We start from the raw sequence: 18,907 nt of genomic DNA on the forward strand, positions 1-18,907 counted from the left end.
GAAAAGCGGGGCGCGAGAGACTGGGGAGAAACACATATGAACGTACTTGAAGATAAGATAAAACAAAAAGATATACAGCAATTTCAAAATGATTTAATTAACTGGTTCGAAAGAGAACAGCGCATTCTGCCGTGGAGAGAGGACCAGGATCCGTATAAAGTATGGGTATCTGAAGTGATGCTCCAGCAAACGAGGGTAGAGACGGTCATTCCTTACTTTTTACGGTTTGTGGAGCAATTCCCGACAGTAGAAGCGCTCGCTGATGCCGATGAAGAAAAAGTGCTCAAAGCATGGGAAGGCCTCGGTTATTATTCGCGGGTCAGAAACCTGCAAAGCGCGGTTAAAGAAGTGAAGCAGCAATACGGGGGAGTTGTTCCGTCAGAAGAAAAAGAGTTCGGCGGCTTAAAAGGCGTAGGTCCTTACACAAAAGGAGCGGTGCTAAGCATCGCATACAATAAACCGATTCCCGCGGTTGACGGAAATGTGATGCGTGTCATGTCGAGAATTTTGTCCATCTGGGATGATATTGCCAAGCCAAAAACAAGAACGATTTTTGAAGAAGCAGTCCGTGCGTTTATTTCAAAAGAAAAACCCTCTGAATTCAATCAGGGTTTAATGGAGCTGGGAGCCATCATCTGTACGCCGAAATCACCTTCTTGCCTGCTTTGTCCTGTTCAGCAGCATTGCTCAGCGTTTGCAGAAGGCACTGAACGAGAACTCCCGGTGAAAAGCAAAAAGAAAAAACCGGGAATCAAAACAATGGCTGCAATTGTACTGACAGATGATGACGGACAAGTCTATATTCATAAACGCCCGTCTAAGGGACTGCTTGCCAATCTGTGGGAATTCCCGAATCTTGAAACGCAAAAAGGAATCAAAACAGAGCGCGAGCAGCTCACTGCATTTTTAGAAAGTGATTTTGGCATAAAAGCTGAAATCAGTGACCTCCAAGGTGTAGTGGAGCATGTTTTCACCCACCTGGTATGGAATATTTCTGTGTTTTTCGGTAAAGTAAAACAAGTGTCGGATACTGCAGACCTAAAAAAAGTAACGAAGGAAGAGCTTGAAGAATTCGCGTTTCCAGTGTCACACCAGAAAATTTGGAAGATGGCAGTGGAAGCAGCCGGAGTCATTTAATTCGGCTGCTCGGTAAGAGTCCTTAATCATAACTGACGCGCGTGCCGTGGCTGTAGTCTGCTTCATTACGCTTCATTCCGCCGCGCGCTTCAATCTCTTGCGTTAATTCACGGTATTTTGATTGGCCTTCTTCGTTCAAATAAGGCATAATTTGCTGAAAGGCATGATGAAAAAAGGCGAGTTCACTGTTTTTCCAGTCCTTTTTGGAAATCATGGTCAATTCGCTCATATCTCGTCCGACATACATAACAGAAGACCCCCTTTAAAGTTCTTGCCATTATTGTTTGTGGAATGAAGAGAACTATACGCTACAAGGAGCTGAGGAAAAAATGGAACAAAATAAATGTGCACTCGTAACAGGAAGCAGCCGCGGCGTCGGAAAAGCAGCGGCGATCAGACTTGCGGAAAACGGCTATAATATTGTCATTAACTATGCACGCAGCAAAAAAGCCGCTCTGGAAACAGCGGAAGAAATCGAAAAACTTGGCGTGAAAGTGCTTATCGTAAAAGCAAACGTAGGCCAGCCCGCAAAAATTAAAGAGATGTTTCAGCAAATTGATGAAACCTTTGGAAGACTGGATGTTTTTGTTAATAACGCTGCATCAGGCGTACTGAGACCGGTTATGGAATTAGAGGAGACACATTGGGACTGGACGATGAACATCAATGCAAAAGCCTTGCTTTTCTGCGCTCAGGAAGCGGCAAAGCTGATGGAGAAAAACGGCGGCGGTCATATCGTCAGCATCAGCTCATTAGGTTCAATCCGCTACCTTGAAAACTATACGACAGTTGGTGTGTCAAAAGCTGCGTTAGAGGCTTTAACCCGTTATCTCGCAGTAGAGCTTTCACCAAAACAGATTATCGTAAATGCGGTATCAGGCGGAGCGATTGACACAGATGCGCTCAAACACTTCCCGAACAGAGAAGACCTTTTGGAGGATGCGCGTCAAAATACCCCGGCGGGACGTATGGTAGAGATTAAAGATATGGTCAATACGGTTGAATTTTTAGTGTCATCAAAAGCTGACATGATCCGAGGGCAGACCATTATCGTTGACGGCGGGCGCTCACTGCTCGTTTAAAAAAATTTTTTGAAAAAAGGAATAGCCACTCGATTACCTGCACATTCTAATGACCGTGGAGGTGATAACAATGGCTAACTCAAATAACTTCAGCAAAACAAACGCTCAACAAGTCAGAAAACAAAACCAACAATCAGCTGCTGGTCAAGGTCAATTCGGCACTGAATTTGCTAGCGAAACAAACGCTCAGCAAGTCAGAAAACAAAACCAACAATCAGCTGCTGGCCAACAAGGTCAATTCGGCACTGAATTCGCAAGCGAAACTAACACACAGCAGGTAAGACAGCAAAACCAATCTGCTGAACAAAACAAACAACAAAACAGCTAATCACTGAAACAGAAAAAAGCACTTCATCTTCGGGTGGAAGTGCTTTTTTCTGTTTGAAAAACGACAAAACTTGTGAAAGCTCAACAGAATGAGTCAAAGGGTTTGCTTAGATCAGAATCGAAATGATTAATGGTGGAAACGTTTAGACTTTGACCAGGCTGAAGGAGGAACCGATGACGGAATTTGAAAAGCTGGTAATAGAACAGATGAAAACGATGGACAAGCTTCTCGATCTCCAATCAGAGCTCGACCGCTGCAAAGAAATCGAAGCAGAACTCCGGCACTTGGAAAGGGATGCAAGGCTGCGCGGTATTCAGGATGAAATTGCGGTAAAACGAAAGCATCTTGCTGATATACAGGATACGTTTCAGAAACAGACAGAGCAGGTGATTCGTTCATATCGCAGCTCAGAAAAGCCGTCTTCCTATGTGTAGAGCAGGAATGTGCCATTCCCAAGCCGGAATGGCTCTTTTATTTTCATTTTTCAATTTGTAACGTTATAATAGGTAAAAGACGTTGTCGGTAAGCAAATTTGGACATACTAACTGTAGGGCTTTATAGAAAGTAGGGGAGAAATATGGGTTATCCCAAGGAAGGAGAAACCATTCAAATTCACAGCTATAAGCATAATGGGCTGATTCATAGAATTTGGAATGAGACAACAATCTTAAAAAGTACAGAAATGTGTGTCATCGGAGCCAATGACCGGACGATGGTAACCGAATCAGACGGCCGGACATGGATAACCAGAGAGCCCGCAATCTGTTATTTTCACGCAAGACAATGGTTTAATGTCATCGGGATGCTGAGGGAAGACGGGGTTCATTATTATTGCAACATCAGTTCTCCGTTTGCCTATGATGGCGAAGCAATTAAATATATTGATTATGACTTAGATGTTAAGGTTTTTCCTGACATGACTTACAATATTCTCGATGAAGACGAATATGATGATCATCGGAAATCCATGAATTATCCAAAAGAAATTGACAGTATTTTAAGAGACTACTTAAACACACTGCTCCATTGGATTCATCAGCGGCAGGGCCCGTTTGCACCCGAGTTTGTCGATATGTGGTATGAACGGTATTTGCGCTATACAAAATAATGGTTACGTAAAAACCTGTTGCGGGGTACAACAGGTTTTTCACATGGGCTCACACACATCATGATAAAGAGAGGGGGAATCAACGTGGGGGTTATGAAACGCTATATGCAATTCGTCAAACCTTATAAGAAGCAAATTTTCATTACAGTATTAATCGGGATCGTAAAATTCTCCATTCCGCTTGCTCTCCCATTGCTTCTGAAGTACGTAGTTGACGACATTATTCAAGGAGGCGGCACGGCCAGTGACAAAACAACGTCATTGTTCACCATTATGGCGATCATGTTCGCCTTATTTTTAATTTTGCGCCCGCCTGTTGAATATTATCGGCAATATTTTGCCCAGTGGACAGCCAGCAAGGTACTCTATGATATAAGAGCCAAGCTGTTTGATCATATACAGAAGCTGAGCCTTCGTTTCTATGCGAATACTAGAACAGGGGAAGTCATTTCCCGAGTCATCAATGACGTGGAACAAACAAAGGATTTTGTGATCACAGGTCTGATGAATATATGGCTCGATATGCTGACGATTTTGATCGTGATCTCTATCATGCTGACACTGGACGTTAAATTAACGCTTATTTCCATCATTTTGTTTCCGTTATACGGTATATCAGTGAAGTATTTTTACGGCCGTTTAAGAAAGCTGACAAGAGAGCGGTCACAGGCGCTTGCTCAGGTACAGGGGCATTTGCATGAACGGATTCAAGGCATGCCAGTGATCAGAAGTTTTGCGATAGAAGACCATGAGCAGGCCAACTTTAATGAAAAAAACAGCCATTTCTTAGATAAAGCAATCCGTCATACGAATTGGAATGCCAAAACCTTTGCGGTTGTCAACACCATTACAGATCTGGCACCGCTCATCGTGATTGCATTCGCCGGCTATTTTGTCATCAACGGACCGCTGACAGTCGGAACGATGGTTGCGTTTGTCGGGTATATCGACAGAATGTATAACCCTGTCAGAAGGCTGATTAATTCTTCTACAACCTTGACGCAGTCAATCGCTTCAATGGACAGGGTATTTGAATTTATTGACGAGCCGTATGAACTGACTGACAAACCAAATGCCATCAAAGCTGACCATATCCGCGGAGAAGTCGAATTTCGAAATGTGTCGTTTCAATATGAAAAGGGAAAAGAAAACATCCTTTACGATGTGTCTTTAAAAGTAACCAGAGGAGAAACCGTAGCCCTCGTTGGAATGAGCGGCGGAGGGAAATCCACGCTCGTCAGCCTGATTCCAAGGTTTTATGATGTATCAAGCGGCAAACTATTGATTGACGGGACAGATATTCGGGATTATGAAGCAAGAAGCCTGCGCAATCAGGTTGGCATGGTGCTTCAGGATACCTTTTTATTCAGTGAAACGATTAGAGAAAATATTGCGATCGGAAAACCTGATGCCACGCTTGAAGACATTATGGAAGCCGCAAAAGCAGCCAATGCACATGATTTTATTATGAGTTTTCCGGAAGGGTATGAGACCCGTGTGGGAGAAAGAGGCGTTAAGCTCTCAGGGGGACAAAAACAGCGGATTTCCATTGCGCGTGTATTTCTGAAAAATCCGCCGCTGCTGATCTTGGATGAAGCTACTTCAGCTTTGGATCTTGAAAGTGAGCACTACATTCAAGAAGCGATGGACAAGCTGGCGAAGGACAGAACAACTTTTGTCGTGGCTCACCGCTTATCAACCATCACACATGCGGATAAAATTGTCGTCATGGAAAACGGAACAATCATCGAAACCGGAACCCATGATGAACTGATGGATTATGACAGTCAATACAAGCACTTATTCACAATCCAAAACTTGAATTAAACTTCGATCTTATATCCTTTTATCAAGGATATAAGATTTTTTTGTATAAAAAAACCCGGCATATGAACCGGGCTACTCTTCTATTTCCATTTCGCAGTCTTTCGGATGGTACGTTTGAAAGCTTGTAATAAGTGTTTCTAAATGTTCAAGCTGCTCGCGGTATTCTACAGCGCTTGCCATAATATTAAGCATATTATAATCAAGAAGCTCATCATCTGAGTTGCGCTGGTTTTTAAGAAATGACTTTGTCAGCAGCTGTTTGTATTGGATGCCTTCTTCATCTGTATCATCATGCGGTTTAATTTTGCCGACAAACCTCATCAAAATCCGCTCGTGCCAATAAAGAAGGTAATCAAGTTCTTCAGTCAGTGTTTCCTGAAACTCTTCAGGCATATGATAAATCTCGTTTTCCAGGCGATGCAGCTTCTTCAGCGTGTCGAGCGCCCGGTTTGCGGTTATTATCGCCTGTCTGAACAGGACAAGTTTTCTTGATTTCACGTAAGTCGTTTTCTTAAAGTAGCTTCTTTCTTCTTTATATAGAAGATATGTCTGATCTAGCTTGAACATTTTTTCTTTCAATTTTTCAATATCCTCTTTCAAAATCGAATGCTCTGTTGACTGGCGCATAATCAGCCTGATCCATTTCATGATTTCTTCAGTGTTTTCGACTGTGTTATGAATCAGCTTTGTCTCGTACTTAGGCGGCAGGAATACCAGGTTGACGATAAAGGAAGAAAGCACCCCTAAAATGACTGTGCTTGTTCTGATCAGCGCAAACATTAAAAAGTCGTCACCGGCAGATTCTAAAATCGCAATAACTGTAACAAGAGCAATCGAAATCGTATGTTCAATTTTAAGCTTCAGCATTATGGTAATAACAATAACTGCTGTCAATCCGATCATAATCGGACTGGGTCCGAAAATAAGACCGAACACTGTGGCAATAACAGCTCCGATAATATTTGCCTGAACCTGATCAATAATAATAAGAAAAGAGCGGTAAATTGACGGCTGGATCGCAAATATCGCTGCAATCCCAGCAAAAATCGGTGCGGGAAGTCCGATCCACGAAGCTAAATAAAGAGCCAGCGTAATCGCGATCCCTGTTTTGAAAATGCGGGCACCAAGTTTCATTGGTTTGTGCGTGCATTCCTTTCTATAATAAATTGTTTGACCTAGCAAATGGCTAATCATTAAAATTCCCTGTGAGTTTATTTGCTAAACAATTAAGTAATATACAGGGATCAATACAATTATTCAAGCTATTTCTCAAGAAAAAGACCAAAATCTTACACGCATTTTAAAAGTACACAAAAACAGGAGCTTATAAGCTCCTGTCCGGGGATGTGCAATATTACTTTTTAAGATGTTTAAAAGCATCCTCAACAGCAGCAAGCGTATCTTTAATGTCCTGCTCTGTATGTGCTGTTGTAATAAACCACGCTTCATATTTAGAAGGTGCGAGATTAATGCCGCGCTCCAGCATCAGCTTGAAAAACGTAGCGAATGTTTCACCGTCACTGCGTTCTGCCTGATCGTAATTTTCTACTTTCTCATCAGAGAAGTAAACCGTCAGCGCACCCTTTAAGCGATTGACTGTTATTGTGATGCCATGGGTTTCTGCGTGTGCCAAAATGCCTTCCTCAAGCATAGCGCCAAGACGGTCAAGCTTTTCATACACGCCTTCTTCTTTCAGCACTTCCAGGCAAGCAATGCCGGATAAAATAGAAGCGGGGTTTCCGGCCATTGTTCCTGCCTGATATGCAGGGCCGAGCGGTGCGACTTGCTCCATAATTTCTTGTTTGCCGCCATAGGCTCCAATTGGAAGTCCGCCGCCAATAATTTTTCCGAGTGCAGTTAAATCCGGTTTCACCTGTAAAAGATCCTGTGCACCGCCATACATAAAGCGGAAAGCAGTAATGACTTCATCATAAATAACGAGGGCGCCCGCATTGTGTGTCAGTTCGTTTACTTGTTCTAAGAAACCTTCTTTTGGCTCAACGATACCGAAGTTGCCGACAATCGGTTCAACGAGAACCGCTGCGATTTCACTGCCCCATTTCTCTAAGGCCGCTTTGTAGCTGTCAATATCATTAAATGGAACTGTAATGACCTCGTTTGCAATGCTTTTCGGTACACCGGCTGAGTCAGGCGTGCCCAGAGTAGACGGACCGGAGCCGGCCGCTACGAGCACAAGATCTGAATGGCCGTGATAACAGCCTGCAAATTTAATGATTTTGGTGCGGCCTGTGTAAGCACGAGCCACACGGATGGTCGTCATCACAGCTTCTGTCCCTGAATTGACGAATCTTACTTTATCCATAGCAGGGATGGCTTCCTTCAGCATCTTTGCAAAAGTAACCTCATGTTTTGTCGGTGTTCCATATAATACACCGTTTTCCGCGGCTTTTTTAATCGCCTCTGTAATATGCGGGTGGGCATGTCCGGTGATGATTGGCCCGTAAGCCGCCAAATAATCAATGTATTTGTTTCCGTCGACGTCCCAAAAATAAGCGCCATTTGCTTTCTCCATTGCAACAGGAGAACCCCCGCCAACTGCTTTATATGATCTTGAAGGGCTGTTTACACCGCCGACAATATGCTCTAATGCTTCACGGTGAAGTTCAACTGATTTTGTATACAAAAATAATAACCTCCTATATCTCCTTGCGTCCCCTCTATTGTAGCATGCTTCCAGACAAGAACAACGGATTCAGGCTCAAGATACAGGGTCATAGTTGTAATCTGGACAAGAATTGGATACGCTTAATACAAAAACATCCGGAGGTAAAGAAATGACTATTGAAATCGGACAAAAAGCGCCTGAGATTGAGTTGAAAGGCGATCATGGGGAGATAGTAAAATTATCGGATTATGAAGGGAAATATATCGTCCTTTACTTTTATCCAAAAGACATGACACCGGGATGCACAACTGAAGCCTGCGATTTTCGTGACAGCCATGAAAACTTCGCTGAGCTGGATGCTGTGATTATCGGCGTCAGCCCGGACAGCGAGGAAAAACACGGGAAATTTAAAGAGAAGCATAATCTGCCGTTCTTGCTGCTTGTCGATGACGAACACAAGCTGGCGGAGGCGTTTGATGTATGGAAACTGAAGAAAAACTTCGGAAAAGAATATATGGGGATTGAACGCTCCACTTTTTTAATTGACAAAGAAGGCCGGCTCATTAAAGAATGGAGAAAGGTAAAAGTGAAAGACCATGTAGCCGAAGCGCTCCAGACGCTGAAAGATATGTCGGGAAAGTAAAATCGTCAATCAGCCTCATAGCATATGCTGCAACTTTTACCCTAATATCAATTGACAAATTATCGTAAAAAGAGTTACACTAATTATAAACATTATAATGTAAGAATCTTTTTTAGAAGAGAGGTGCATGACGGATGGCTGCACATGAACTAAAAGAAGCCTTAGAAACGTTGAAGGAAACCGGAGTTCGCATTACTCCTCAACGTCATGCGATTCTGGAATATCTCGTTAACTCTATGGCTCATCCAACAGCGGACGATATATATAAAGCTCTGGAAGGAAAATTTCCTAACATGAGCGTAGCGACGGTATATAACAACTTGCGTGTGTTCCGGGAATCCGGCCTGGTAAAAGAGCTCACATATGGTGATGCTTCCAGCAGATTTGATTTTGTTACATCCGATCACTATCACGCCATTTGTGAAAGCTGCGGTAAAATTGTGGACTTCCACTATCCCGGCCTTGATGAAGTAGAGCAGCTTGCTGCACATGTGACCGGCTTTAAAGTAAGCCACCACCGTTTAGAAATTTACGGCGTCTGCCAAGAGTGTTCAAAAAAAGAAAACCATTAAAATAAGCTGACCGCGAAACGGTCAGCTTATTTATTTCGACATTTTCTTCTTATTATAAGACTCATCAAATTCTTTTCCTTCTAAGCTTTGATCTAAAGTCAGCGGCTCTCTGCAATGCATACACATATCTACTCTGCCTAAAACCTTGGTCTCTTTTTCACAGCCCGGACAAATGACCCGAACCGCTTTAGTCGAGAGCATGCCGATCCAAAAATAAACAACCGTGCTGAGCCCGATAGATAAAAGCCCAAGTATCATAAACAAACTCGAAAGCAAAACGGATTCCTTAAAAAAGATCCCGATGTACATAATGATAAACCCAACGAAAACCAAACTTAACGCAAACGTTCTGATTTTATTAATTTTGCTGGAGTATTTCGCCATGTCCATCCCCCTCTGAATTAAATATAGCACAAACCCGATGGTATTTTCTTCATGTTTTCGTTTGAAATGGAATTTAAATATGGAGACTTGCTTTGAAATTGTTTATAATAGTTCAATGTGTTTAGAAAAAAGGAATTTCGATTTAACCATAGAATTGAATCAAATAGAGAATAAAAAAATTGAACAATTGCATTGGAGGAATAGTGATGGAAAATCTTCTCCGTCCAATTTACCAAGAAAGAGCAAGTCATCCCAATACATTGGCTGTTATTATGATTGAGAGAAGAAACAAAACGTCTTCCATAACAGACAACTTTGATGCCGCTTTGCTTGTCATTGTAAAGCAGTCTGATAAGCCTGTTTTTATAAAGCATTATGAATTTGATCACAAAACAGCCTCTTTGCATGTGATAACTGATGCTCAGGTTCAAGAATGGATTTTGCTCGGCACAAATAGGAGAATCATAGATTGGATTGTAAACGGAAGAGTCATGTTTGACCGCAATGAGTATATTGCTGAGCTTATCGACAGGCTTAATACTTTTCCGTTTGCAGAACGTAAACTGAAGATCGGCCTTGAATACGGCAAGTTAATTAGAAGATACGTTGAAGGAAAAGCTTTCTTTGAAGCCAATCAATTTTTAGATGCCTACAATGCAGTAGTCCATGCATTGCATCATCTAGCACGTATTGAAGTAATCGACAGAGGATTCCATCCGGAAACCACTGTGTGGAGTCAAGTGCGTCAGATGGAACCTCAAGTGTACAAATTATATTCCGAGCTGATTGAAAGTCACGAAAGCTTGGAAAAAAGACTTGAATTATTATTTTTAGCAAATGATTTTCTTATTCATTCTAAAGCTGAGATTGGTTCAGCACATCTTTTTGAAGTGATGAAAGAAAAGGACATATGGCAATTTAGCGAGCTTCTTCAGCATCCTGACTTAAAACATTTTACTCAAGACCTTGGCGTCATGCTTGATTACCTGACAGAAAAAGGTCTTATCAGCGTGTGCCGAATTGAAACCAAAGGACAGGCTGTCTTTCATCGAGGATATTCTTTTAAAAAAGATGTTGACTCTGATTCCTGAGCATGGTATATTATTAAACGTCGCTGATGCGCTTCTGAAAAAATAAGCTCACAGCGGCGGAGAAATAAAATAAAAAACATTTGACAAAACAAAGTCGAAATGTTATACTGAAAAAGTCGCTTCTTAAAGAAGTGGCGGATGATCTTTGAAAACTAAACAAGACAAAACGTACCTGTTAATTCAAGTTTTATTATAAATCGCACAGCGATGTGCGTAGTCAGTCAAACTGAGGTCTGCACGATGCAGATCACGCAGATGTTACCACAGGATGTGGTGAACTTAATCTGCGATCCATTTATCGGAGAGTTTGATCCTGGCTCAGGACGAACGCTGGCGGCGTGCCTAATACATGCAAGTCGAGCGGACAGATGGGAGCTTGCTCCCTGATGTTAGCGGCGGACGGGTGAGTAACACGTGGGTAACCTGCCTGTAAGACTGGGATAACTCCGGGAAACCGGGGCTAATACCGGATGCTTGTTTGAACCGCATGGTTCAAACATAAAAGGTGGCTTCGGCTACCACTTACAGATGGACCCGCGGCGCATTAGCTAGTTGGTGAGGTAACGGCTCACCAAGGCAACGATGCGTAGCCGACCTGAGAGGGTGATCGGCCACACTGGGACTGAGACACGGCCCAGACTCCTACGGGAGGCAGCAGTAGGGAATCTTCCGCAATGGACGAAAGTCTGACGGAGCAACGCCGCGTGAGTGATGAAGGTTTTCGGATCGTAAAGCTCTGTTGTTAGGGAAGAACAAGTACCGTTCGAATAGGGCGGTACCTTGACGGTACCTAACCAGAAAGCCACGGCTAACTACGTGCCAGCAGCCGCGGTAATACGTAGGTGGCAAGCGTTGTCCGGAATTATTGGGCGTAAAGGGCTCGCAGGCGGTTCCTTAAGTCTGATGTGAAAGCCCCCGGCTCAACCGGGGAGGGTCATTGGAAACTGGGGAACTTGAGTGCAGAAGAGGAGAGTGGAATTCCACGTGTAGCGGTGAAATGCGTAGAGATGTGGAGGAACACCAGTGGCGAAGGCGACTCTCTGGTCTGTAACTGACGCTGAGGAGCGAAAGCGTGGGGAGCGAACAGGATTAGATACCCTGGTAGTCCACGCCGTAAACGATGAGTGCTAAGTGTTAGGGGGTTTCCGCCCCTTAGTGCTGCAGCTAACGCATTAAGCACTCCGCCTGGGGAGTACGGTCGCAAGACTGAAACTCAAAGGAATTGACGGGGGCCCGCACAAGCGGTGGAGCATGTGGTTTAATTCGAAGCAACGCGAAGAACCTTACCAGGTCTTGACATCCTCTGACAATCCTAGAGATAGGACGTCCCCTTCGGGGGCAGAGTGACAGGTGGTGCATGGTTGTCGTCAGCTCGTGTCGTGAGATGTTGGGTTAAGTCCCGCAACGAGCGCAACCCTTGATCTTAGTTGCCAGCATTCAGTTGGGCACTCTAAGGTGACTGCCGGTGACAAACCGGAGGAAGGTGGGGATGACGTCAAATCATCATGCCCCTTATGACCTGGGCTACACACGTGCTACAATGGACAGAACAAAGGGCAGCGAAACCGCGAGGTTAAGCCAATCCCACAAATCTGTTCTCAGTTCGGATCGCAGTCTGCAACTCGACTGCGTGAAGCTGGAATCGCTAGTAATCGCGGATCAGCATGCCGCGGTGAATACGTTCCCGGGCCTTGTACACACCGCCCGTCACACCACGAGAGTTTGTAACACCCGAAGTCGGTGAGGTAACCTTTATGGAGCCAGCCGCCGAAGGTGGGACAGATGATTGGGGTGAAGTCGTAACAAGGTAGCCGTATCGGAAGGTGCGGCTGGATCACCTCCTTTCTAAGGATATTTACGGAATATAAGACCTTGGGTCTTATAAACAGAACGTTCCCTGTCTTGTTTAGTTTTGAAGGATCATTCCTTCGAAACGTGTTCTTTGAAAACTAGATAACAGTAGACATCACATTCAATTAGTAACACAAGATATCACATAGTGATTCTTTTTAACGGTTAAGTTAGAAAGGGCGCACGGTGGATGCCTTGGCACTAGGAGCCGATGAAGGACGGGACGAACACCGATATGCTTCGGGGAGCTGTAAGCAAGCTTTGATCCGGAGATTTCCGAATGGGGAAACCCACCACTCGTAATGGAGTGGTATCCATATCTGAATTCATAGGATATGAGAAGGCAGACCCGGGGAACTGAAACATCTAAGTACCCGGAGGAAGAGAAAGCAAATGCGATTCCCTGAGTAGCGGCGAGCGAAACGGGATTAGCCCAAACCAAGAGGCTTGCCTCTTGGGGTTGTAGGACACTCTATACGGAGTTACAAAGGAACGAGGTAGATGAAGAGGTCTGGAAAGGCCCGCCATAGAAGGTAACAGCCCTGTAGTCAAAACTTCGTTCTCTCCAGAGTGGATCCTGAGTACGGCGGAACACGTGAAATTCCGTCGGAATCCGGGAGGACCATCTCCCAAGGCTAAATACTCCCTAGTGACCGATAGTGAACCAGTACCGTGAGGGAAAGGTGAAAAGCACCCCGGAAGGGGAGTGAAAGAGATCCTGAAACCGTGTGCCTACAAGTAGTCAGAGCCCGTTAACGGGTGATGGCGTGCCTTTTGTAGAATGAACCGGCGAGTTACGATCCCGTGCAAGGTTAAGCAGAAGATGCGGAGCCGCAGCGAAAGCGAGTCTGAATAGGGCGCATGAGTACGTGGTCGTAGACCCGAAACCAGGTGATCTACCCATGTCCAGGGTGAAGTTCAGGTAACACTGAATGGAGGCCCGAACCCACGCACGTTGAAAAGTGCGGGGATGAGGTGTGGGTAGGGGTGAAATGCCAATCGAACCTGGAGATAGCTGGTTCTCTCCGAAATAGCTTTAGGGCTAGCCTCAAGGTAAGAGTCTTGGAGGTAGAGCACTGATTGGACTAGGGGCCCCTACCGGGTTACCGAATTCAGTCAAACTCCGAATGCCAATGACTTATCCTTGGGAGTCAGACTGCGAGTGATAAGATCCGTAGTCGAAAGGGAAACAGCCCAGACCGCCAGCTAAGGTCCCAAAGTATACGTTAAGTGGAAAAGGATGTGGAGTTGCTTAGACAACCAGGATGTTGGCTTAGAAGCAGCCACCATTTAAAGAGTGCGTAATAGCTCACTGGTCGAGTGACTCTGCGCCGAAAATGTACCGGGGCTAAACGTATCACCGAAGCTGCGGACTGTTCTTCGAACAGTGGTAGGAGAGCGTTCTAAGGGCTGTGAAGCCAGACCGGAAGGACTGGTGGAGCGCTTAGAAGTGAGAATGCCGGTATGAGTAGCGAAAGAGGGGTGAGAATCCCCTCCACCGAATGCCTAAGGTTTCCTGAGGAAGGCTCGTCCGCTCAGGGTTAGTCGGGACCTAAGCCGAGGCCGAAAGGCGTAGGCGATGGACAACAGGTTGATATTCCTGTACCACCTCCTCACCATTTGAGCAATGGGGGGACGCAGGAGGATAGGGTAAGCGCGGTATTGGATATCCGCGTCCAAGCAGTTAGGCTGGGAAATAGGCAAATCCGTTTCCCATAAGGCTGAGCTGTGATGGCGAGCGAAATATAGTAGCGAAGTTCCTGATTCCACACTGCCAAGAAAAGCCTCTAGCGAGGTGAGAGGTGCCCGTACCGCAAACCGACACAGGTAGGCGAGGAGAGAATCCTAAGGTGATCGAGAGAACTCTCGTTAAGGAACTCGGCAAAATGACCCCGTAACTTCGGGAGAAGGGGTGCTCTGTTAGGGTGCAAGCCCGAGAGAGCCGCAGTGAATAGGCCCAGGCGACTGTTTAGCAAAAACACAGGTCTCTGCGAAGCCGTAAGGCGAAGTATAGGGGCTGACGCCTGCCCGGTGCTGGAAGGTTAAGAGGAGCGCTTAGCGTAAGCGAAGGTGCGAATTGAAGCCCCAGTAAACGGCGGCCGTAACTATAACGGTCCTAAGGTAGCGAAATTCCTTGTCGGGTAAGTTCCGACCCGCACGAAAGGCGCAACGATCTGGGCACTGTCTCAACGAGAGACTCGGTGAAATTATAGTACCTGTGAAGATGCAGGTTACCCGCGACAGGACGGAAAGACCCCGTGGAGCTTTACTGCAGCCTGATATTGAATGTTGGTACAGCTTGTACAGGATAGGTAGGAGCCTTGGAAACCGGAGCGCTAGCTTCGGTGGAGGCATCGGTGGGATACTACCCTGGCTGTATTGACCTTCTAACCCGCCGCCCTTATCGGGCGGGGAGACAGTGTCAGGTGGGCAGTTTGACTGGGGCGGTCGCCTCCTAAAAGGTAACGGAGGCGCCCAAAGGTTCCCTCAGAATGGTTGGAAATCATTCGCAGAGTGTAAAGGCACAAGGGAGCTTGACTGCGAGACCTACAAGTCGAGCAGGGACGAAAGTCGGGCTTAGTGATCCGGTGGTTCCGCATGGAAGGGCCATCGCTCAACGGATAAAAGCTACCCCGGGGATAACAGGCTTATCTCCCCCAAGAGTCCACATCGACGGGGAGGTTTGGCACCTCGATGTCGGCTCATCGCATCCTGGGGCTGTAGTCGGTCCCAAGGGTTGGGCTGTTCGCCCATTAAAGCGGTACGCGAGCTGGGTTCAGAACGTCGTGAGACAGTTCGGTCCCTATCCGTCGCGGGCGCAGGAAATTTGAGAGGAGCTGTCCTTAGTACGAGAGGACCGGGATGGACGCACCGCTGGTGTACCAGTTGTTCTGCCAAGGGCATCGCTGGGTAGCTATGTGCGGACGGGATAAGTGCTGAAAGCATCTAAGCATGAAGCCCCCCTCAAGATGAGATTTCCCATTCCGCAAGGAAGTAAGATCCCTGAAAGATGATCAGGTTGATAGGTCTGAGGTGGAAGTGTGGCGACACATGGAGCTGACAGATACTAATCGATCGAGGACTTAACCTAATTTCTAATGATGTCACACCTGTTATCTAGTTTTGAGAGAATATCTCAAAAAAACTCTTGATTTTTCAAGATATACATAGTATAATGTTAAATGTCACTGAAATTGTCTGGTGATGATGGCGAAGAGGTCACACCCGTTCCCATGCCGAACACGGAAGTTAAGCTCTTCAGCGCCGATGGTAGTCGGGGGGTTCCCCCTGTGAGAGTAGGACATCGCCAGGCAGACTTCATTCCGCAGTAGCTCAGTGGTAGAGCTATCGGCTGTTAACCGATCGGTCGTAGGTTCGAATCCTACCTGCGGAGCCATTATTGGAGAGCTGTCCGAGTGGTCGAAGGAGCACGATTGGAAATCGTGTAGGCGGTCAACTCCGTCTCAAGGGTTCGAATCCCTTGCTCTCCGCCACTGATATTTATACATAATCACAATTGAAAGTCTGGGCCCGTTGGTCAAGCGGTTAAGACACCGCCCTTTCACGGCGGTAACACGGGTTCGAATCCCGTACGGGTCATTATATGATGGAGGATTAGCTCAGCTGGGAGAGCATCTGCCTTACAAGCAGAGGGTCGGCGGTTCGAGCCCGTCATCCTCCACCATTATCATCGCGGGGTGGAGCAGTTCGGTAGCTCGTCGGGCTCATAACCCGAAGGTCGCAGGTTCAAATCCTGCCCCCGCAACCAATTAAAATCAAATGGTCCGGTAGTTCAGTTGGTTAGAATGCCTGCCTGTCACGCAGGAGGTCGCGGGTTCGAGTCCCGTCCGGACCGCCATTTAAATAATAAGGCTCGGTAGCTCAGTTGGTAGAGCAACGGACTGAAAATCCGTGTGTCGGCGGTTCGATTCCGTCCCGAGCCACCACCTATGCCGGTGTAGCTCAATTGGTAGAGCAACTGACTTGTAATCAGTAGGTTGGGGGTTCAAGTCCTCTTGCCGGCACTGTTTTTTCAAAACTTAATGTGGAGGGGTAGCGAAGTGGCTAAACGCGGCGGACTGTAAATCCGCTCCCTCAGGGTTCGGCAGTTCGAATCTGCCCCCCTCCACCATTTATAGGGGCATAGTTTAACGGTAGAACAGAGGTCTCCAAAACCTCCGGTGTGGGTTCGATTCCTACTGCCCCTGCCAAATTTATGACATCTTGAGATTATGGCGGTTGTGGCGAAGTGGTTAACGCACCAGATTGTGGCTCTGGCACTCGTGGGTTCGATTCCCATCAATCGCCCCATATTATCATTGGGCTATAGCCAAGCGGTAAGGCAACGGACTTTGACTCCGTCATGCGTTGGTTCGAATCCAGCTAGCCCAGTCTCACTTTTTTATATCAATTGAATATAATGTATTAAGTCCCTTAAGATGCGGAAGTAGTTCAGTGGTAGAACACCACCTTGCCAAGGTGGGGGTCGCGGGTTCGAATCCCGTCTTCCGCTCCAATTACGGCGGCATAGCCAAGTGGTAAGGCAGAGGTCTGCAAAACCTTTATCCCCGGTTCGAATCCGGGTGTCGCCTTTCTTTTGCCGGGGTGGTGGAATTGGCAGACACACAGGACTTAAAATCCTGCGGTAGGTGACTACCGTGCCGGTTCAAGTCCGGCCCTCGGCACCAATTTTACTTACTTGATAAGTTAAATTGGTGTTTGTGCTTAAAAATATAATGAAGCTAATCATATCAATGATCTACTTATGTAGATCATTTTTTTATTGTATGAAAGTGTCGAAGTAAGCATTGGGCTGTATTTCATAAAAAGTCGCTTTAGCCCTTTATTATTATATTTCCCAAAAAACTTTTTTGAAATACATTGACACTTTATCATATCCATGATATATTTATATTCGTCGGTTAGATACGACGTAAAACTTGCCGGTGTGGCGGAATTGGCAGACGCGCACGACTCAAAATCGTGTTCCTTCTGGAGTGTCGGTTCGACCCCGACCACCGGTATCCAATAAAAACCTGTTTCTTACTTATGTAAGAAACAGGTTTTTGTTTTAATTAAAAGAAGGAGCCTATGCTTAATATAGGCTCCTTTTTGTTATTTACTCAGCATATTGGTCGATGATCTCTTCTAAGACCTCTTCAAGTTGTTCGATATCATCAAGCTCTGATTGTCTGAAACGGACACGTACAAGCTGCTCTCCGTCATTATACATCTCTTCCAGCCATCCACGCAGGCCTCTTGCCCGGCGATCAACTTCGAAAATAATTTCTAAACCGTCTTCCTCTAAAAGAAAAATAAGCTCTAATTCATCAAGCATCTGACGGTAATAGCCTGATGTTGGAACAAACTCAAATTCTTGAACGAAAGGCAGACGGCGCTGGAAGTAAGATGCCTGTTCACAGTCTGCTTCGTTAAGACGGAAGCCAAGGTTCTCAATTGCTTCTAATACATTTTCAACCCAAGGATGTGCTTCTACGAAGATACGATCGTGATCTGATTTATCAATACCGCCTTGAATGTCAAGGTCTGTCACTACTGCGACTTCTACCTTCCCTACAGTAATCGGTGTATCAAGAGGCAGGATGAAGGAGAACGGAAATTGGTGTTCTTCTTCAGGCTGAATGGTGAATGAACCAGTTACCCGAAAAGAATGAATTGTTGCGTGTTTCCGGTGCTCTTCATCGTCTTTTACAATGACATATCTTGTGTTGAGCTGTAAGTCAATATAACGGATATCCTGGGCGATTTTCCCGCCTTTTACATGTACAGTTCCGCGGACTTCTTCTCCTGGACAATACGCATCTTTCTCCAAAATGGTATCGACTTTTGCTGCGCCGATGCCGGCACTTGCGGCAAGTTTCTTAAAAAATGACATATTAGATCTTCCCCTTTTTCTTTTTCTCAACAGTTATACGTGGGAAGAAGGAAAAAAGGTTCATTTATTTTGAAATAAATGAACCTTTTTTCCTATAATCGTTTATCTGAGGGACAGACTAAAAGTGATGCTTAAGTATAGGAGGAGATATGAATGAATAAAGAAACGATGGTCGCTGATGAATTACATAGAATGTTTTTAGCTGGTGAGCTGCAAATCACAGTCGAGGAGGACATTAACAATCTTTCAGAAAGACTGAGAAGCGGTGAACTCAGATTAGACAGTTTGACCGGGGAAGACGCGTTTATAAAAGAAACAGTAAACGAAGCGTTAAGAAGAGTGGAGCAATAAAATAGAGAGAC

The 18,907-nt window shown here is 45.5% G+C and carries 15 protein-coding genes, 16 tRNA genes and 3 rRNA genes; 29 read left to right on the forward strand and 5 right to left on the reverse strand.

The annotated features are described in order from the left end of the window. The first annotated feature begins 36 nt into the window (after positions 1–36). Complete coding sequence (gene mutY, locus NSS75_RS04910; RefSeq protein WP_213418446.1) at positions 37–1,137, forward strand: A/G-specific adenine glycosylase; 1,101 nt, start codon at positions 37–39, stop codon at positions 1,135–1,137. A 22-nt stretch (positions 1,138–1,159) separates the two neighbouring features. Here mutY and NSS75_RS04915 read toward each other — a convergent pair whose 3' ends face one another. Continuing rightward, positions 1,160–1,384, reverse strand: coding sequence for a hypothetical protein (locus tag NSS75_RS04915; protein WP_024120659.1), 225 nt, complete (start codon positions 1,382–1,384; stop codon positions 1,160–1,162). An 82-nt stretch (positions 1,385–1,466) separates the two neighbouring features. Here NSS75_RS04915 and fabL point away from each other — a divergent pair, with 82 nt between their 5' ends. From fabL to NSS75_RS04940, 5 genes are all read left to right on the forward strand, one after another. Then, the gene (fabL, locus tag NSS75_RS04920; RefSeq protein ID WP_339236290.1) at positions 1,467–2,219 is read left to right on the forward strand and encodes an enoyl-[acyl-carrier-protein] reductase FabL; all 753 of its coding nucleotides are present in this window, start codon (positions 1,467–1,469) and stop codon (positions 2,217–2,219) included. A gap of 70 nt (positions 2,220–2,289) precedes the next feature. Next, a complete protein-coding gene (gene sspE, locus NSS75_RS04925; protein WP_024120660.1) occupies positions 2,290–2,547 on the forward strand; it encodes a gamma type acid-soluble spore protein SspE in 258 nt (85 codons plus the stop codon). A gap of 173 nt (positions 2,548–2,720) precedes the next feature. Then, positions 2,721–2,981: a YgaB family protein gene (locus NSS75_RS04930; protein ID WP_024120661.1), complete on the forward strand. Its 261-nt coding sequence runs from the start codon at positions 2,721–2,723 to the stop codon at positions 2,979–2,981. A 143-nt stretch (positions 2,982–3,124) separates the two neighbouring features. Further along, positions 3,125–3,655: a DUF402 domain-containing protein gene (locus NSS75_RS04935; protein WP_003239685.1), complete on the forward strand. Its 531-nt coding sequence runs from the start codon at positions 3,125–3,127 to the stop codon at positions 3,653–3,655. An 84-nt stretch (positions 3,656–3,739) separates the two neighbouring features. Further along, positions 3,740–5,482, forward strand: a complete 1,743-nt coding sequence (locus NSS75_RS04940) for an ABC transporter ATP-binding protein (protein ID WP_141243810.1) — start codon at positions 3,740–3,742, stop codon at positions 5,480–5,482. 72 nt (positions 5,483–5,554) lie between these two features. Here the strand turns inward: NSS75_RS04940 and NSS75_RS04945 are convergent, their stop codons facing one another. Both NSS75_RS04945 and NSS75_RS04950 read right to left on the reverse strand, forming a co-directional pair. Next, positions 5,555–6,616: an aromatic acid exporter family protein gene (locus tag NSS75_RS04945; protein WP_339236294.1), complete on the reverse strand. Its 1,062-nt coding sequence runs from the start codon at positions 6,614–6,616 to the stop codon at positions 5,555–5,557. A 220-nt stretch (positions 6,617–6,836) separates the two neighbouring features. After that, positions 6,837–8,126, reverse strand: a complete 1,290-nt coding sequence (locus NSS75_RS04950) for a glutamate-1-semialdehyde 2,1-aminomutase (RefSeq protein WP_101860258.1) — start codon at positions 8,124–8,126, stop codon at positions 6,837–6,839. Between the two features lie 151 nt (positions 8,127–8,277). Here NSS75_RS04950 and bcp point away from each other — a divergent pair, with 151 nt between their 5' ends. Beyond that, the gene (gene bcp, locus NSS75_RS04955; protein WP_095714792.1) at positions 8,278–8,751 is read left to right on the forward strand and encodes a thioredoxin-dependent thiol peroxidase; all 474 of its coding nucleotides are present in this window, start codon (positions 8,278–8,280) and stop codon (positions 8,749–8,751) included. Positions 8,752–8,885: 134 nt separating this feature from the next. Then, positions 8,886–9,323 (forward strand): peroxide-responsive transcriptional repressor PerR, encoded by a 438-nt coding sequence (perR, locus tag NSS75_RS04960; RefSeq protein ID WP_010333472.1) that lies wholly within the window; start codon positions 8,886–8,888, stop codon positions 9,321–9,323. A gap of 30 nt (positions 9,324–9,353) precedes the next feature. Here the strand turns inward: perR and NSS75_RS04965 are convergent, their stop codons facing one another. Further along, the gene (locus tag NSS75_RS04965) at positions 9,354–9,707 is read right to left on the reverse strand and encodes a YgzB family protein (protein WP_010333473.1); all 354 of its coding nucleotides are present in this window, start codon (positions 9,705–9,707) and stop codon (positions 9,354–9,356) included. 206 nt (positions 9,708–9,913) lie between these two features. Between NSS75_RS04965 and NSS75_RS04970 the strand changes: the two genes are divergently transcribed. The 20 genes from NSS75_RS04970 (at position 9,914) to NSS75_RS05065 (ending at position 17,673) form a co-directional block, all read left to right on the forward strand. Further along, positions 9,914–10,798 (forward strand): nucleotidyltransferase-like protein, encoded by an 885-nt coding sequence (locus NSS75_RS04970; protein WP_024120667.1) that lies wholly within the window; start codon positions 9,914–9,916, stop codon positions 10,796–10,798. Positions 10,799–11,093: 295 nt separating this feature from the next. Next, a 16S ribosomal RNA gene (locus NSS75_RS04975) occupies positions 11,094–12,643 on the forward strand. A gap of 169 nt (positions 12,644–12,812) precedes the next feature. Continuing rightward, positions 12,813–15,740 (forward strand): 23S ribosomal RNA (locus NSS75_RS04980). Between the two features lie 106 nt (positions 15,741–15,846). Beyond that, positions 15,847–15,962, forward strand: a 5S ribosomal RNA gene (gene rrf, locus NSS75_RS04985). Together the 16S, 23S and 5S rRNA genes with 16 tRNA genes alongside form the textbook arrangement of a ribosomal RNA operon. Before the next feature lie 9 nt (positions 15,963–15,971). Next, positions 15,972–16,046: transfer RNA gene (locus NSS75_RS04990), tRNA-Asn, on the forward strand. A 5-nt stretch (positions 16,047–16,051) separates the two neighbouring features. After that, positions 16,052–16,143 (forward strand) — tRNA-Ser (locus tag NSS75_RS04995). Positions 16,144–16,177: 34 nt separating this feature from the next. Further along, positions 16,178–16,249, forward strand: a tRNA-Glu gene (locus tag NSS75_RS05000). Positions 16,250–16,258: 9 nt separating this feature from the next. Continuing rightward, positions 16,259–16,334 (forward strand) — tRNA-Val (locus NSS75_RS05005). Positions 16,335–16,341: 7 nt separating this feature from the next. Then, positions 16,342–16,418 (forward strand) — tRNA-Met (locus tag NSS75_RS05010). Positions 16,419–16,431: 13 nt separating this feature from the next. Next, positions 16,432–16,508, forward strand: a tRNA-Asp gene (locus tag NSS75_RS05015). Between the two features lie 12 nt (positions 16,509–16,520). Continuing rightward, a tRNA-Phe gene (locus NSS75_RS05020) sits at positions 16,521–16,596 on the forward strand. Positions 16,597–16,601: 5 nt separating this feature from the next. Beyond that, positions 16,602–16,674, forward strand: a tRNA-Thr gene (locus tag NSS75_RS05025). 22 nt (positions 16,675–16,696) lie between these two features. After that, positions 16,697–16,781 (forward strand) — tRNA-Tyr (locus NSS75_RS05030). Between the two features lie 5 nt (positions 16,782–16,786). After that, positions 16,787–16,860 (forward strand) — tRNA-Trp (locus NSS75_RS05035). Positions 16,861–16,884: 24 nt separating this feature from the next. Further along, positions 16,885–16,960 (forward strand) — tRNA-His (locus NSS75_RS05040). Positions 16,961–16,969: 9 nt separating this feature from the next. Beyond that, positions 16,970–17,041: transfer RNA gene (locus NSS75_RS05045), tRNA-Gln, on the forward strand. A gap of 49 nt (positions 17,042–17,090) precedes the next feature. Further along, positions 17,091–17,165: transfer RNA gene (locus NSS75_RS05050), tRNA-Gly, on the forward strand. Between the two features lie 5 nt (positions 17,166–17,170). Further along, positions 17,171–17,241 (forward strand) — tRNA-Cys (locus NSS75_RS05055). A 7-nt stretch (positions 17,242–17,248) separates the two neighbouring features. After that, positions 17,249–17,337 (forward strand) — tRNA-Leu (locus tag NSS75_RS05060). Between the two features lie 254 nt (positions 17,338–17,591). After that, positions 17,592–17,673: transfer RNA gene (locus NSS75_RS05065), tRNA-Leu, on the forward strand. A gap of 95 nt (positions 17,674–17,768) precedes the next feature. Here the strand turns inward: NSS75_RS05065 and spo0M are convergent. Next, positions 17,769–18,545 (reverse strand): sporulation control protein Spo0M, encoded by a 777-nt coding sequence (spo0M, locus tag NSS75_RS05070; RefSeq protein ID WP_326323367.1) that lies wholly within the window; start codon positions 18,543–18,545, stop codon positions 17,769–17,771. A 153-nt stretch (positions 18,546–18,698) separates the two neighbouring features. Between spo0M and NSS75_RS05075 the strand changes: the two genes are divergently transcribed. Beyond that, on the forward strand, positions 18,699–18,896 hold the full coding sequence (locus tag NSS75_RS05075; RefSeq protein WP_010333477.1) for a hypothetical protein: 198 nt from the start codon (positions 18,699–18,701) through the stop codon (positions 18,894–18,896). Positions 18,897–18,907: the final 11 nt, after the last annotated feature.

This window comes from Bacillus sp. FSL K6-1012 (assembly GCF_037964915.1).
Classification (GTDB): Bacteria; Bacillota; Bacilli; order Bacillales; family Bacillaceae; genus Bacillus; species Bacillus halotolerans.